Consider the following 14030-nt stretch of genomic DNA (forward strand, 5'->3'; position numbering starts at 1 on the left):
CATCATCCCCGTTCCATATTTACTGGCCTGACAGCGCCATGACCGGATCGAGCCGCGCGGCACGGAACGCCGGCATGAAGCCGAACAACGTTCCCATGACCACGGCCCCCAGCAGGGCGCTGATCGCCATCGTGATTGAGAAGATCACCGTCATGCCGAACAGCGTGGCGGCAACTATTCCGATCAGCGCGCCGAGCAAGAGCCCGACCACGCCGCCGATCGCCGACAGGACGACCGCCTCGGTCAGGAACTGTCCCAGAATGTCGGCGGTCCTGGCGCCGATCGCGGTCCGGACGCCGATCTCCCTGGCGCGCTCGGCGACAGTGATCAGCATGATGTTCATGATGCCGATGCCGCCGACCAGCATCGAGATCGCGGCAATCGCCCCGAGCAGCAGGTTGGTGGAACGGCGCTCCTCCTCGGCCTTGCGGAACGCCGACGCCGCATCGTGCAGCCAGAAATCCTCGCGGCCGTGGCGGCGGATCAACAGCGCCTTGATGGCGTCCTTGGTCTGTTGCAGGCGGGACATATCAGCGATGGAGACGACGATCTCCGTGACATCGTCCTTGCCGTAGAGACGCATCGCGCCCGTCCGCAGCGGCAACACCGCGTTATTGTCCCGATCCGTACCCCTCTCGGAAAGTCCCTTGCTTGCGAGCACCCCGGTGACAAGAAAGGGAATGTTGTTGACGAGGATATGGCTGCCGGAAGGATCGGCGATGGTGGGAAACAGTTTCGCCGCAAGCGTCGCGCCGAGCAATATCACGGCGTTGCCGCTGATCTCGTCCTCTTTCGTAAAGAACGCTCCCTTCGCCGTATCCCAGTTGTGAACCGTCCTGAACTCGGCCGTGGTGGCGATCACTTCGGCATTGATATCGATGTTGCCGTGACGCAGCGTGCCGGCTTCCCACACGGCGGGCATCGATCCGGACACGTTGCCGAGATCCTTGATGGCTTCCGCATCGGCTGACGTCATGGGCATGCTAGTCGCTGCGGATTCGCCCGCGCGGCTGACCACGACCCAGTTGGTGCCGATGGCCGATGCCCGCTCCATGAACGATGCCTGCGCGCCGCGCCCGATCGCCATCATCGCGACGACGGAAGCGACGCCGATGACGATGCCGCTCAGCGTCAGCGCGGTGCGCACCGGATTGACCGCGAGCGCGGCGAAGGCGGAACGAGCCGCCTCCTCCAGCCACGTCCAGAGCGGCGGCGAGGCGCCGCTCGCCCGCCATGCAGCAACGGCAATCGACGACGACGAAGCCCTGGCGGCGTCGCGGCCGCTGTCCGAGACGATCAGTCCGTCCTCGATCCGGATGATGCGCTCGGCTGCGGCGGCGACCTTGGCATCGTGGGTGATGAGGACGATCGTGTGTCCGCCGGCGGCAAGCTCTCGCAGGATCGCCAGCACTTCAGTCCCGCTCCTGGTATCGAGAGCCCCGGTCGGTTCGTCGGCGAGGATCACCGCGCCGCCGTTCATCAGGGCGCGGGCGATCGAGACGCGCTGCTGCTGACCGCCCGACAGTTGCGATGGGCGATTGGCGATGCGACCGGCAAGGCCGAGCCGCGCCAGCAGCGCCGCCGCGCGGGCCTGGCGGATGCTGCGCGGTGCGCCGGCGTGAACCGCCGGCATCTCGACATTGCCGAGCGCGTTCACCGTCGGGATCAGGTGATAATGCTGAAAGATGAAGCCGAAGCAGCCGCGGCGCAGCGCGGCAAGGTCGTCGCGATTCAATCCTGCGACGTCCCTGCCGTCAAATCGATAGCTGCCGTGGCTCGGTCGATCGATCAGCCCGATGATGTTCATCAGCGTCGACTTGCCGGAGCCGGAGGCTCCGACGATGGCCACGAACTCGCCGGCCTCGATCGACAGGGCGACGCCGCGCAACGCGTGCGTCACGACGTCGCCGCTGCGATAGGAACGGCAGACGCCTGCGAGTTCGATAAGGGGGGCGCGCGGCGCGCTCATGACTCCACCCTCAGCTTCGCGGACGGCCCGGATGCCTTGATGCCGGTGATGACCCGCCCGGACCTGCGCGCGGCGCGAGCCGGCGGCGTCCATGGCGGCGGCACCGTGACGCTGTCCACATCATCCGGGGGAATAGGGGCGTTCATGATCGCCGGCCCCTCACTGGATATCTTTGTAGTCGACGTCGAACGACTGTCCGGGACCGGCATCGAACAGGACGTAGAACTCGCCTTGCGGCCGTTTGAAGCTGACGGTCGAGTCCGCGCCGAACTTCGTCTCGAGCGCGACGGTCTCGTCGTAGCGGATCACGTCGAGCCTGACGCCGGGAACGCCGGTGCCATCCGCGAAGCCGCCTTCGCAGCGGACCGTTGTCGCATCAGCCATCTTGCAAATACAGAATGGCGGGTGCGCCGAAGCCGAACCGGCGAACAGCGGCACCGCACCGAGCGCGACAAGAAGTGCCGCGACGCATCTGGAGCGCGCGTTCATGACCGCCTCCTTGCCAGCCATGCCGCAGTCACCGGCGAAGCGGTGCGGATCGGAATCGTCGCCTGATGCAGCGCGCCGTCCCAGCCCTCGAGCGTCAGCCACAGCACATCGTCGGCCGTGGTTCGGTCCGGAATTCGCATTTCGGCGGTCTGACGATAGGGCGTGCCGGAGAACAGCGCACCCATGGTGCGGATATTGCGCGGCTTGCCGACACGCAGATACGCCGCCTTGACCTGGTCGACGCAAGCCGGGCACAGCGCCAGCGCGAATTCCTTGGCGTAGCCGGCGCGGCCTTCCGCATCCGGCTCGACCACCTTGAACTCGGCCAGCCGCACGCTCCACGGCCCGACCGCGATCTCGCCGATCTCGCGCTCGCCCAGACCTTTCCTGCCGTCGAAAAACGCATTCTCGTGGAAGAACGCCGGCGTGAAAGCGATCGGCACGATCATCACAAGCGCGCTCAGGTGAAAGCGCCATCGCTGCCATAGCGACGTGCCGCGCGACGGGGATGCGAGCGTCGTCATCACTCAGCCGCCTCCAGTCCAAGCCGCGCGGGCGCACGTTCACGCACGAGCTTCACCGTCTCGATCGCGGTGCGCTTGGTCCACACCATCATCCCGGAGAACACCAGCGTGGTCAGCGTCAGGCCGAACGCCAGGTAGACCAACTTCAGCCACAGGCCGGCGAAGTCGCCGGTGTGCAAGGGACGCATCGAGCCAGTGACCAGTTCGAGCGCGGAGCGGTCGGAGATGCGGCGCGTCCGTTCGACCTTGCCGTTGTAAGGATTGACGTCGACCGTCTCGAACAACAGCGGATAGGCGCCCCGCCCGCCGACGCTGATGTGGTCATAGGCGCTGCTCGGGAATTGCACGAAACTCGGATCGAGATCGGGCAGTTGCCGCCGCACCGCTTCCGCCGCCTGCCCCAGCGTGATCCGCGGCGCGGGCGCGCCCATGGCCACGACGGGAACGTCGCCCCGCGCGACCACCGGCGGCACGCCCGCCGTCGAAATGCTGATATGGTTGTCGTCGAGGATCGCCCGGACCAGGAACCAGCCCGCCGTCACCGCCATGATGGCGATGAACGGAATCGACCATGCGCCCGCCAACCGGTGCAGGTCGCCCCAGAACACCCGCCTGCCCTTGCTCACACGCAGGCGCGGCCGCAGGTAGATCCGCCAGAACCGCTTGTAGACCACGATCCCGGTGATCAGCGAGCCGAGCAGCGGGATCGCCAGCGCCGATACCGCGTACCAGCCGAGCGAGAAACCGTTGTTGAACGGCACCAGCAGCCAGCCGTGCAGGGCGCGCACGAAATCACGGAAGTCGAACTCGCCCTGCTCGCCCTGCACCCTGCCGGTGTAGGGGTTGACGTAGAGCGTTTCGGTGCTGCCGTCGGGGCGCGTGACCGAGACGGTCAGAGCGAAGATCGACTTCACCGGTCGCGCGATGAATCGCACCCGCGCGCCAGGCACCTCGCGCTCCACCGCCGCCAGAATCTCGTCGTAGCCGAGCAGCCGCGCGTCGGCCGCCGGCGCGTGGGCCCGAACCGCAGGGCTCGCCAGCCACATGATCTCCTGGCTGACGGTCGCAATCGACCCCGTCAGGCACACGAAGAACAAAAACGCCCAGATCGGCAGCGCAAGCCAACCGTGAACAACAAACCAAAGACGGGCGCTGGAGGATTTACGCGATATTGTCCCACTCACTCCTGCTGTTCCCTCGGCTGCGACGCCGGCTGCCTGGCCGGGGGCATCAACCGCCGATCAACGCAAAAGGCGCCCCCTCTATGGTAAAGACGTTTGAGCGGCCGCTTTTTGAACCCCGCCTTGCAAATTTTTAGCCGCCTGAACGACTCGCCAAGTGGCCAACGCCCGCTCCCGAAAGCTCAGAACCGGAATTTGGTGGACACGGTGTATCGACGCGGCTCGCCGTACACGCCCGTGTCGTAATTGCGGAATACGGAATAGTATTTCTGGTTCAGCAGATTGGTCGCGTTGAATGCGATCTCGACCTTTTCGGTCAGGCGAAAGCGCGCCATCAGGTCGAGAAGAAACACATCGCCCTGCGCCAAGTCCTGCCTTTCGCCGAACGGATTGGAATTGACGTACCCGTGAATGGTATCCTGCCAGCGGAAACCGCCGCCGATCGTCCATCGATCCCATTGATCCGGCAGACGATAGGTCGCAAAGAGCCTGACGACGTTTTCCGGAGCCGTGGTCTGGATGTACGAATAGACCAGCGATCCGTCGGACGTCCGGGCGTGAGTGTGAGTGTAGCCGGCACTAATCTGCAACCCGGGGGCCAGTTGTCCCGCCAAGTCGAATTCGAAGCCCTTCGATGTGACGCCGTCGATCGAACGATAGTAATTATCTCCGGAAATCGGATCGAATCCGGCAAATTCGTGGAAGTTCTTCTGCTGGATCATGAACACGGCGGCGGTGAGATTGAGCGCGCCGCCGAAATAGGCGGCCTTGACGCCGGCCTCGTAGCTGTCGCCTTCGGTCGGCGGGAGAAAATTGCGGTTGACGTCGCGATAGCCATCCGGCGCGAAGATGCTCGTATAGCTGCCGTATAGCGAATAAACGTCGGTCAGGTCGTAGACGATGCCGGCATAGGGCGTGATCTTGGCATTGACGGAATATTGAGCCGGATACAACCACTCCGCCAACGGGTCGATATAGGTTCCCTTGTCGTTGAAGCTCCACCAGTCGAGCCGGCCACCCAGGATGATGGACAGCTTGTCCACGGGCTTGAGACGGGTCGCGGCAAAGGTGCCCGTGCGCGAATAAGAACTCTCGATCCTGCCTAAGAGCTCGAAAGGAGGCACCTGCGAATTGCCGCTCCAGGTGAAGAAGTTGGGAACGGAAGGATCGTAGGTGGGAGGCCCACCCAAAAACGGATAAGAAGGGTCATCGTAGTAAAGCCCCTTCTCCGATCTGCGCGTCGCCAGGACGCCGAACATCAACTCATGCGTCCGTCCCAATAGGTCTACCGGGCCCGAGACCTTGAGATCGGCGGTGTTCTGGATCGTATTGAACGGGCCCTTCCAGATGAATTGAGAGACACCTGCACCGGTCACCGGATCTGGATATCCGGCGCTGGCGGATCCCAGCATGAAGTCCGATACGGTGCGGCGATGATTGAAGGATCCGACCGCTCTCCAACCATTGTCGAAGCTGTGCTCAAGAGTGGCAAAGTAAGTGTTGACCGAAAGATCATCGCGGCTCCAGACCGCGCCCGGGTTGGTCGAGATGTCCCAATTGGTTCGCGTGCCGTCCGAGAAGAACATCGGCAGGCCGCCCCATTGCGCGCCGCGCGATTTGTCCTTTTGATAGTCGCTGCCGATCGTCAGCATGGTGTTGTCGGTGAGATCGGCCTCGATCACGCCATACAGCACGTTACGACGCTTGTGGTAATGATCGAGCCAGGAATCGCCGTCGAGCAAGGCGCCGGCAAAGCGCCCGCGCACGGTGCCGGCCTCATTGAGAGGGCCGGAGAGATCGAGATCGGTACGAAAATTGTTCCAGGAACTGAAGGTTTCGGAAATCGAGCCCTGAAACGTTTTGGTCGGCCGCTTGCGGACGAGATTGACGGCCGCGCCGGGACTGCCCGCGCCCTGCAGCAAACCGCTGGCGCCCTTGGTGACTTCCACCCGGTCATAGATGGCCATGTCGACAGTCGACAGGCCATGATCCCCCGCACCGTCCACATCGACCGGCACGCCGTCGTAGCGGAATTCGGCCAGCTTGAAGCCGCGCGACATGAATTCGACGCGGTCATTGTCCCAGCTTTGCGAGGTGATGCCGGTGGCATTCTCCATCGCATCCTTGAAGGTGCGGATGTTCTGGTCGTCCATGCGCTGCCGCGAAATCACCGAGACCGACTGCGGCGTTTCGCGGATCGACAACGGCAGACCGGTCGACGAGCTCATCTGCGTGGTGGTGTAGGAACCCGATCCCTCGGTGGCGCCGGGATCGCTGGTGGGCCGTCCTTGCACGTCGATGGTGTCGAGCGAGATCGCGCCAGCGACCGTCCCTGTCGCTCGATGGTGACGGCGTTCGGCGACGTGAAGCGATAGGTCAGCCCGCTGCCGGCAAGCAACTGGCCGATCGCCTGCGCCGGCGTGAACGATCCCTGCAAGGCGGGCGCGGAGTGCCCCGCGGAAAGATCCGCGCTATAGGCCAGCCGCAAACCGCTGCGCTGTGCGACGGCCGTCAACGCCGCGGTGAGAGGCTGCGCCGGAATATTATAGGCGACGACACTGCTGGCGGGCTGCGCGCTTGCCTTATCAAGCGAAGCAATCAGGGCGACAGCCGTCGATGCCGACAGAACGGCCCTGAATAAATGACCTCGCTTTCGAAAATCCATCGGACGTCCCCGCTTCAGCTCGTTCCCGAGGACACCGAGGCATTCGCACCATCCCCAGCCCTCAAGGAGTTAGACCGGCTGGCGCGGAAAATCCTCAACGGGACAAGCAAGAAAGTTCGACGGACAACGTCAGCCCGAAATAACGACGAGATAGGGGGATATCCGGCGGACGGTGATCGGAAGCCCGCTTGCCAGAGCATCAAGAGACTCGTCCGGCGTCCGCAGGTTCAGAACCGCGTTGACGAGGAGTTTCGCGGTTCCTTCTCCGCGGATGACGAGCCACCCGTGATGATATCCCCGCAGCGCCGCCACCACATCGCCGAGCGTTCTGTTCTCGGCGATGTACATGCCGCTGCGCCACGCCGCGGTCACCGACGACGGTTGCGCGGCGATCGCGCCGATGCGGCCGTGCGCATCGATGACGACAGCCTGGCTTTCGAGAACCCTCACCGGCCCCGAAAACCGTCGGTCGGACGACGAGGCAACATCCACGGCATGCTCCGTCACCGAAACCGAGACGGCTCCATTCGAGAGATTGGAGTCGACATCGAACGACGTGCCCACCGCTGTTGCGACGATGCCATTGACCTCGACCCCGAACGGCCGGGTTCTGTCAGGCGCGACCTCGAAGAAGACTTGTCCTTCGATCATATGGATACGACGCTCCGACGGGGAGAACGCAAGTGCAATCCCCGAACGGGCATTCAGTGTCGCTCGCGAGCCGTCCGGCAATGCCACGGTCCGCGTCTCGCCCAGGCCCGTGGCATAGTCGGCGCGATTGCCCCGGAATGCGCCGCTCGCCCACACGCCTCCTCCCAGCGCCGCAAGCGCGACCGCGCCGGTCAGAACCTTGCGGCGCGTCGGGCCTTCTCCGCGGCGGCCGGGCTTCACGATGCCGGTCACCGGATCGAGGTGAAGGTTTTCGGCATCGGCCCACAGGGCTTCGGCCTCCCGTGCGGCTGCTTCATGCTCGCCGCTGAGCGTCCGCCACGACTGAAAGCAACGATGATCGGCAGTCGTGGCGGTCCCCGAATTCAACCTCATGACCCAGCGCAAGGCTTCATCGGAGATTTCGGTCGATGGCGGCGGGCGTCTGGGATGATCTCGGCTCACGGCGACCTATCAGAGACTGCAGGACTATGGAATTTCAGCTCCCGTCTCTATAGACCGGATCGGGGGGCATAATCCTCAATCCCGGTCTTAAAAAGAACCATCCTCGCGCCGCAGGTCGCGGGCCTGCCGCAGTGCGCGCATGATGTGCTTTTCCACCATGCTCACCGAGATCCCGAGCAATCGCGCAATCTCCTGATGGCCGCGCCCCTCGATCTTGTTGAGGATGAACGCGCGGCGGCAGGCAGGGGGAAGCTCGTTGAGCGCGACGATGAGCCGGGCGAGCTGTTGCCTTTGCTCGAGTGCTGCAAACGGATCGTTTTCCGACGCAAGATCCTCGATGCCGTCGACGTCAACGCGATAGGACCATTCGATCTTTCGTCGAGCGGTGAAGTCGATGGCGGCGTTGCGCGCGGCAGTAAACAGATAGCTCTTCGGATGCCCGATCGCGCCGGCCCGAGTCCCACGCCCCGCGATGCTCATATAGGCGTCCTGCACGATTTCCTCGCCATCGTCACGATCGCCGACCAGGCGCGTGGCAAAGCGCACCAGCTCACGATGGTACAGCCGAAACATCTCGGACAGAAGATTGCCGATCGCCTTCATACCGACCTCACCGCCTCGCAGCGCTTGAGACGCAATGCGTCGTGTCGCGCAGCCGAACGGAAGCATGGCGATGCGTGCAGCCGGCTATCTTCGCTCCGGCAAGGCGTCCGACAGAATTCCGGCCAGAGTGGACACGCATTCCGTTCCTCGATCGAGCCGAGACACGCGGAAGCAGATCTTGTCAAATCCGATTACGGTCGCCGGCCTCATTGAAGTGGTAGGCCAAAGCCGAAAGGTCTTCAATCTCGATAATTAAGATCGGTTCTAAACCGGACTGCAGACCATGACGCATCCGGCTGTCGTTGCCTTGCGCGAAATCACTCGGCCCGGCTTCTCAGAACTTGTACGTCATGCTGAGCTGCACGCTGCGCGGCGCGCCCCAGGTGTAGCTGCTGTACCAGTTGTAAATCGAGTAATATTTCTTGTCGAACAGGTTCCGAACATTCAGTGAGGCCGACAGGTTCTCGTTGATCTTGTAGCTTGCCATCAGATCGACCACCCAGTAACTCGGCGCCGTGCTCCTGACGTCGTCGCCGATGACTCCGTTCCAGACCTCATCGCTCCATGTGACGTCCTGCCATCGCGCGCCGCCGCCGACCGTCAGCCCGTCGAGCGCGCCCTCAAGTTTGTAGGTCGAATAGAGAGTGAACTGGTTCTCAGGCGTCAGCGTCGACACCTTGATGGTGTCGCGTTTCGCAATTTTGTGCGTGAAGCCGGCCTGGATCTGCCACTGCGGCGAGAGCTGGCCCGAGATTTCCAGCTCAAACCCCTTGGTGACGACGCCGTCGACCGCCCGATAGGCGGGATTGCCATCGGGGGCAAGGCCGCCTGTTTCGACCGGATAGTTGTTCTGCTGGATCTCGAAATAGGCGGCGCTGGAGTTGAGACGTCCGTTGAAGAAGGCGGACTTCAGACCCACCTCGTTGCTAACGCCCTCCTGCGGCGGCAGCGTTATCCCCTGCTCGGTCTGCTCGTATTGGGGCTGGAAGATGCCGGTATGACTGCCGTAGATCGAGATGTGCTCGTTGATGTCGAAGATCGCGCCGAAGTAGGGCACCACCACCGACTTGTCGATGCGCTGTTCATTCGCAGGATCCCAATAAGGACGCTGCGCGGATTCGTAATGCACCAGGCGCGTGCCGGCGATCAGCTTCAGCCGGTCGTGCGGGTTGAACCGGAAGGCGGCATAGGCTGCGCGATTCTGCACCAGTTCGTTACCCGTTCCGTCGAGGACCCATGGCGGCTGCGGAATATTCCCGGTCCAGCCATAGAAGTTCGGAACCGTGGGATCGTAGGCCGGATCGGCCGACGAAATCGAATTGACCCAATGTCTTTTGGAGATGCTTCCTCCAAAAACGAGGTCATGCTTGCGTCCGAACAGATGCACAGGTCCGGTCGCATAGGCTTCGGCGACGTCGAGCTGGGTCTTGCCGAGAAACGCTCCGGACCAGATGCTGACGCCCGACCCATCCAGCGGGTTGGGGTTGCCGTTGCTCGCTGAGCCGAGTTGCGTGTCATAGCCGTTGATCTGGCGCTTGAGTTGCACCTTGACGCGCCATTCGTTGTCGAAGTGATGCTCCAACGTGGTGAACACGCTGTAGACATATTGCTCCCAACTGCTCCAGCGCGCGCCGGGATTGAAGGAGCGCGGCATGTCGTTGAAATTGCCGTTGCTGTCGAACAGCGGAATGCCGCCGAAGGACGTCCCCTTCGGGAGATTATGCTGATAGTGCGCGCCAACCGTGAACAGCGTGTCCGGTGTCAGATCAGCTTCGAGAATGCCGTAAACCATCGAGCCACGGTTCGTGAAATGATCCATGTAGGATCCGCGATCCTGATGAGTTGCAACGAAGCGGCCGCGCACGGTCCCTTCCTTGTTCAACGGCCCGCTCAGGTCGATTTCTCCGCGATAGGTATCCCAGGAGCCGCCGCTGAGAGTGGCGTGGCCCTGAAAAGTCCGGGTCGGCTTTTTGCGGATCAGGTTGACGGTGGCTCCGGGGTCGCCGCTGCCGGTCATCAGGCCGTTCGCGCCCTTCAGCACCTCCACCCGATCATACATCGCCGTGTCGCTGAGCGACTGGCCGGCGGGATAACCGCTGTCGTAGTGGCCCGGCATTCCGTCGTCCTGGAAATTCTGGATGGCGAAGCCGCGCGCATAATATTCGACACGCTCATTTTCATAGGTCACCGTCGAGATACCCGGGGTTTGGCGCATCACGTCGTCGACGGTGTTCAAGTTGAAATCTTCGATCTGCTGCCGCGTGATGACGCTGATCGACTGCGGTGTCTCGCGCGGCGTGAGTTGAAGCCGGGTCGCGCTCGCGGTTACGCTTGGCGTGTAGGATCCGGTACCCTCGGTCATGCCGGGATCGCTCGTCGAGGCTCCCTGTACATCGATGGTGTCGAGCGAGATGGCGCCGGCCGGCATCGCAGCGCCGATCGCGACCGATGGCTGTTGAATGGTGACGGTGTTGGCGCCGGTGACGGTGTAAGTCACGCCGGTGCCGGCGAGAAGCCGCGCAAGTGCCTGCCCGCCTGATGCGGTCCCCGAAAAGCCGGGGGAACGGATGCCGCCGAGATCGGCAGTCCGATAAGCGAGCTGCATTCCGGACTGATCGGCGAAGGCGCGCAGCGCCGACGATAAAGGCTGCGCCGGAATCGCAAAGCTGCGCGTCTGCACCTGGGCAATGGCAGATGACGGACCGAACGTGACGACCAAGGAAAATGCGCCAAGCGCCGCCGACATCAGAAGCGCGCGCGACCATCGGCGCGTATCTCGCGGCATCCCGCCGTCGCAACTCGTTTCGACCATTCCCCATTTCCCCATTTGTTCCGGCCTCGCGGCCCATCATCGGCAAGCGGCCGCGTGCGGCGACCCTCTCGCCACGTCAGCCGACGTAAGCAAGACGCGCGAGGGTCGTCGGACCAAAAGGAGGAAGGTAAAATTTTGGAACGATTCTAGCTGATGACGATCATCACGCCGGGGATGCGCCTCGCCGTGAGATTTTGCGTCTGCGCCAGCGCCTCGATCGCGGCTTGAGCCTGGCGGATTGAGAAGACGCCGCTGACCAGCTCGCCGGCTCGGCTCTGGTCGGCGAGGATAATCCGCTCGGGCACATAGCGTTCAAGCTCGACCAGCGCCCGCGCGAGCGGCCGCCCTTCGAAGACGATCCGGCCAGACCGCCATGCCAAGACCGCCTGCATGTCCACGGCCGTCGCCGAAGCAGGCGGATGACCTTGCGCATAGCGGGTCATCTGGTCCGCGCCGAGGGCAACCGGCGAGGCCTCGCCCAGCGCCGCAGCAGCGGGCGAAGCCGGACAAAATACCTCAACCTGTCCTGAGGCCACCGTGACTACAGCCTCGGCATCGGCCAGCCTGACCGCGCAGGCCGCTTCGGTCATGCGCGTCACTCCACCGAGCGCGGCGACACGTAGCCCTCGCCCTCCCTGCGGCCTCACCTCAAAAAAAGCCTCGCCGCGCAGCAGATGAACGAGACGCAAATCCGGACGATAGTCCAGCGCAATCGCGCTATCGGTGTTCAGCGTCGCCACCGCGCCATCCGGCAAGGCGACGCGCCTCTGCTCGCCAACCGCCGTGCGGTAATCCGCCTCCCACAGCAGCTTGATCCTTGGCGCAACCATAACGCCCGCGATCGATGCGGCGAGCGCCCCGCCGCCGGCAAGAACGGCCCGACGGCCGACGAGGCGGGGCTTGGCCGCAGTTTCCGTGGCCGCAGACGTCCGGCTCGTCTCGAGACGACCGAGTTGCCCCCAGAAGCGCCGCTCCTCGGCGAAGGCGCGCGCATGATCGGATGCCGCCTGCCAGGCCTTGAACTGCGCAAGCTCGGCCTCCGACACCGCGCCGGACGACAGACGCACGATCCAGTCGCGCGCTTCCTTGCGGGCACGGTCACTGACGGCTGGCGCTTGTCGTTCTCTCATCTGGCGTATCGCGATATTGCCGATGCCTGGACAGGCTTCTACGCTAAAGACGCGCGAAGCGGCAGTTCCTAAATGACAATGATCCGACGATCCCGGCACGTCAGTCCAGCATGTCGTCGCGAATGACCGCAAGGTGCTCCAGCACGCGACGAATATGGTAGAAGACGGCCTGCTCGGTGATGCCGAACCGCTCGGCGATCTCGCGATGCGTCTTGCCCTCGAAGCGGCTCATCGCGAAGATGATGCGGCTGCGCTCCGGCATCTGCTCCAGCGCCGCTGCGACCGCCGCCAGCGCCTGGCGCCCCATCAGAATGCGCTCCGGTGAGCATTCATCATCGACCGGCCACAACAGATCGCGGACCTCTGCATTGATGGCGGCGCGGCGGCGTTCCTTGCGGATATGATCGGTTGCGGTGTTGCGCACCACGCGGCGCACATAGGCATCCGCATTCTCGATTGTGGCGTCTGTGCCCCCGCTGAGCTTGAGCCAGCTTTCCTGCATGACATCGGCCGCGACGGCGCTGTTGCGAAGCTGCCGCCGCAAGGCCGCTTCGAGCGCGGGACGACGTCCGGCGAAGGCACCGAGCAGACGTCGTAAAGCGGGTTTATCGACCATCGGAGGAATCGCGGGAAAAAGACCCAAACACCACGCGCCCTCATGGCGCGCGGCTGACCATCCTCCCATAGCCAATCGTGCAGCACTCTCAAAGGAACAGAATCAAGAACTATTCCAAACTGTTTCCGCCGATTGCAAACCGTGACGATCTGCCGCTGCGAACCGCGCGCCGCATTCCGAATCGATCGCGACAATGCGGCACCGGCTCAAACAGGCGCTCGTCCGCATGCTGGAGACATGCTGGAGAGATGTCCTTGTTGTCGGTTACGCCGGCCGCCCAGACCATCATTTGTGAGACATCAAGACTGGCAGGTCGTTGAAAAACCGTTCAGTGATTTCCGTACGCCGCGCCGGCGGCGATCCGGAAATCTCGACCTTCGCTGCGCCTGTCATATCGCCAACAATATACGCCAAGAATGGCCATCAGCGCGGCGTCACCAGTGATAAGCAATGCTGCCGGTAATGCGGCGGCGGTCGCCGTAGAAGCATGACGTGGGGAAGCCGCAGCTTGCGACATATTGGGTGTCGGCAATGTTGACGACGTTGATCGCTGCGCGCCAATTTTTCGCCCATTCGTAGTGAACGGCAAGGTCGCCGAGCACCGCTGACGGCACCGTAAGCGTATTGGCCGCATCAGCGAAAGACGAGCCGACGTAGCGCACGCCGCCACCGAAACCGAAGCCATCCAGCCAGCCGTCCCGGAATGTGTAATCCATCCACAGCGAAGCGACTTGACGCGGCTTGGCGGTCGGCACCGTGCCGATCAGGGTGGGGTCGAGATCCTTGCTGACGAACAGCTCGTAGTTAGTGTAGCTCGCGACCACCTTGAAATCGCGAGTGATGTTCGCGAGAGCTTCCAGTTCGATGCCGCGCGACGTCACCTCGCCGTTCTGGGTCTGGAACAACGGGTTATTGGGATCGGTCGTCA

12 protein-coding genes are annotated in these 14030 nt (G+C 63.2%); all 12 read right to left on the minus strand.

All coding sequences use genetic code 11. From position 1 onward, the window contains the following. Positions 1-19 precede the first annotated feature (19 nt). Entirely contained in the window at positions 20-1969 is a 1950-nt protein-coding gene (locus BGN91_RS04095; RefSeq protein ID WP_292610770.1) for an ABC transporter permease, read from the minus strand. 159 nt (positions 1970-2128) lie between these two features. Beyond that, the gene (locus BGN91_RS04100) at positions 2129-2458 is read right to left on the minus strand and encodes a hypothetical protein (RefSeq protein WP_292610772.1); all 330 of its coding nucleotides are present in this window, start codon (positions 2456-2458) and stop codon (positions 2129-2131) included. Beyond that, positions 2455-2982, minus strand: coding sequence for a thiamine pyrophosphate-binding protein (locus BGN91_RS04105; RefSeq protein WP_292610774.1), 528 nt, complete (start codon positions 2980-2982; stop codon positions 2455-2457). Before BGN91_RS04105 ends, BGN91_RS04100 begins: the two co-directional genes overlap by 4 nt. Further along, positions 2982-4166, minus strand: coding sequence for a PepSY-associated TM helix domain-containing protein (locus tag BGN91_RS04110; protein ID WP_292610776.1), 1185 nt, complete (start codon positions 4164-4166; stop codon positions 2982-2984). The genes BGN91_RS04105 and BGN91_RS04110 overlap by 1 nt, the downstream gene beginning before the upstream one ends. Before the next feature lie 179 nt (positions 4167-4345). Continuing rightward, positions 4346-6457 carry a TonB-dependent siderophore receptor gene (locus BGN91_RS04115; protein WP_292610777.1) on the minus strand — a complete coding sequence of 704 codons (2112 nt, stop codon included), beginning with the start codon at positions 6455-6457 and terminating at the stop codon, positions 4346-4348. After that, positions 6388-6828, minus strand: coding sequence for an STN domain-containing protein (locus tag BGN91_RS04120; RefSeq protein ID WP_292610779.1), 441 nt, complete (start codon positions 6826-6828; stop codon positions 6388-6390). Before BGN91_RS04120 ends, BGN91_RS04115 begins: the two co-directional genes overlap by 70 nt. Positions 6829-6957: 129 nt before the next feature. Then, complete coding sequence (locus BGN91_RS04125; RefSeq protein WP_292610781.1) at positions 6958-7941, minus strand: FecR domain-containing protein; 984 nt, start codon at positions 7939-7941, stop codon at positions 6958-6960. 87 nt (positions 7942-8028) lie between these two features. Next, positions 8029-8544 carry a sigma-70 family RNA polymerase sigma factor gene (locus BGN91_RS04130; RefSeq protein WP_292610783.1) on the minus strand — a complete coding sequence of 172 codons (516 nt, stop codon included), beginning with the start codon at positions 8542-8544 and terminating at the stop codon, positions 8029-8031. A 334-nt stretch (positions 8545-8878) separates the two neighbouring features. Further along, on the minus strand, positions 8879-11356 hold the full coding sequence (locus BGN91_RS04135) for a TonB-dependent receptor (protein ID WP_292610785.1): 2478 nt from the start codon (positions 11354-11356) through the stop codon (positions 8879-8881). Positions 11357-11502: 146 nt separating this feature from the next. After that, positions 11503-12486 carry a FecR domain-containing protein gene (locus BGN91_RS04140; protein ID WP_292610787.1) on the minus strand — a complete coding sequence of 328 codons (984 nt, stop codon included), beginning with the start codon at positions 12484-12486 and terminating at the stop codon, positions 11503-11505. Positions 12487-12586: 100 nt separating this feature from the next. Further along, positions 12587-13102 carry a sigma-70 family RNA polymerase sigma factor gene (locus BGN91_RS04145; RefSeq protein ID WP_292610789.1) on the minus strand — a complete coding sequence of 172 codons (516 nt, stop codon included), beginning with the start codon at positions 13100-13102 and terminating at the stop codon, positions 12587-12589. A gap of 434 nt (positions 13103-13536) precedes the next feature. Next, positions 13537-14030, minus strand: a 494-nt coding sequence (locus BGN91_RS04150; protein ID WP_292610791.1) for a TonB-dependent receptor, incomplete at its 5' end; no start/stop codon positions are given.

It is taken from the genome of Nitrobacter sp. 62-13 (assembly GCF_001896955.1).
Taxonomy (GTDB): Bacteria; Pseudomonadota; Alphaproteobacteria; order Rhizobiales; family Xanthobacteraceae; genus Nitrobacter.

Excerpts from the sequence above, each read along its gene's own strand:
- BGN91_RS04095 (WP_292610770.1), bottom strand. The coding sequence starts at position 1,969 with ATGAGCGCGCCGCGCGCCCCCCTTATCGAACTCGCAGGCGTCTGCCGT.
- BGN91_RS04130 (WP_292610783.1), bottom strand. The coding sequence starts at position 8,544 with ATGAAGGCGATCGGCAATCTTCTGTCCGAGATGTTTCGGCTGTACCAT.
- BGN91_RS04135 (WP_292610785.1), bottom strand. The coding sequence starts at position 11,356 with ATGGTCGAAACGAGTTGCGACGGCGGGATGCCGCGAGATACGCGCCGA.
- BGN91_RS04100 (WP_292610772.1), bottom strand. The coding sequence starts at position 2,458 with ATGAACGCGCGCTCCAGATGCGTCGCGGCACTTCTTGTCGCGCTCGGT.
- BGN91_RS04105 (WP_292610774.1), bottom strand. The coding sequence starts at position 2,982 with ATGACGACGCTCGCATCCCCGTCGCGCGGCACGTCGCTATGGCAGCGA.
- BGN91_RS04120 (WP_292610779.1), bottom strand. The coding sequence starts at position 6,828 with ATGGATTTTCGAAAGCGAGGTCATTTATTCAGGGCCGTTCTGTCGGCA.
- BGN91_RS04145 (WP_292610789.1), bottom strand. The coding sequence starts at position 13,102 with ATGGTCGATAAACCCGCTTTACGACGTCTGCTCGGTGCCTTCGCCGGA.
- BGN91_RS04140 (WP_292610787.1), bottom strand. The coding sequence starts at position 12,486 with ATGAGAGAACGACAAGCGCCAGCCGTCAGTGACCGTGCCCGCAAGGAA.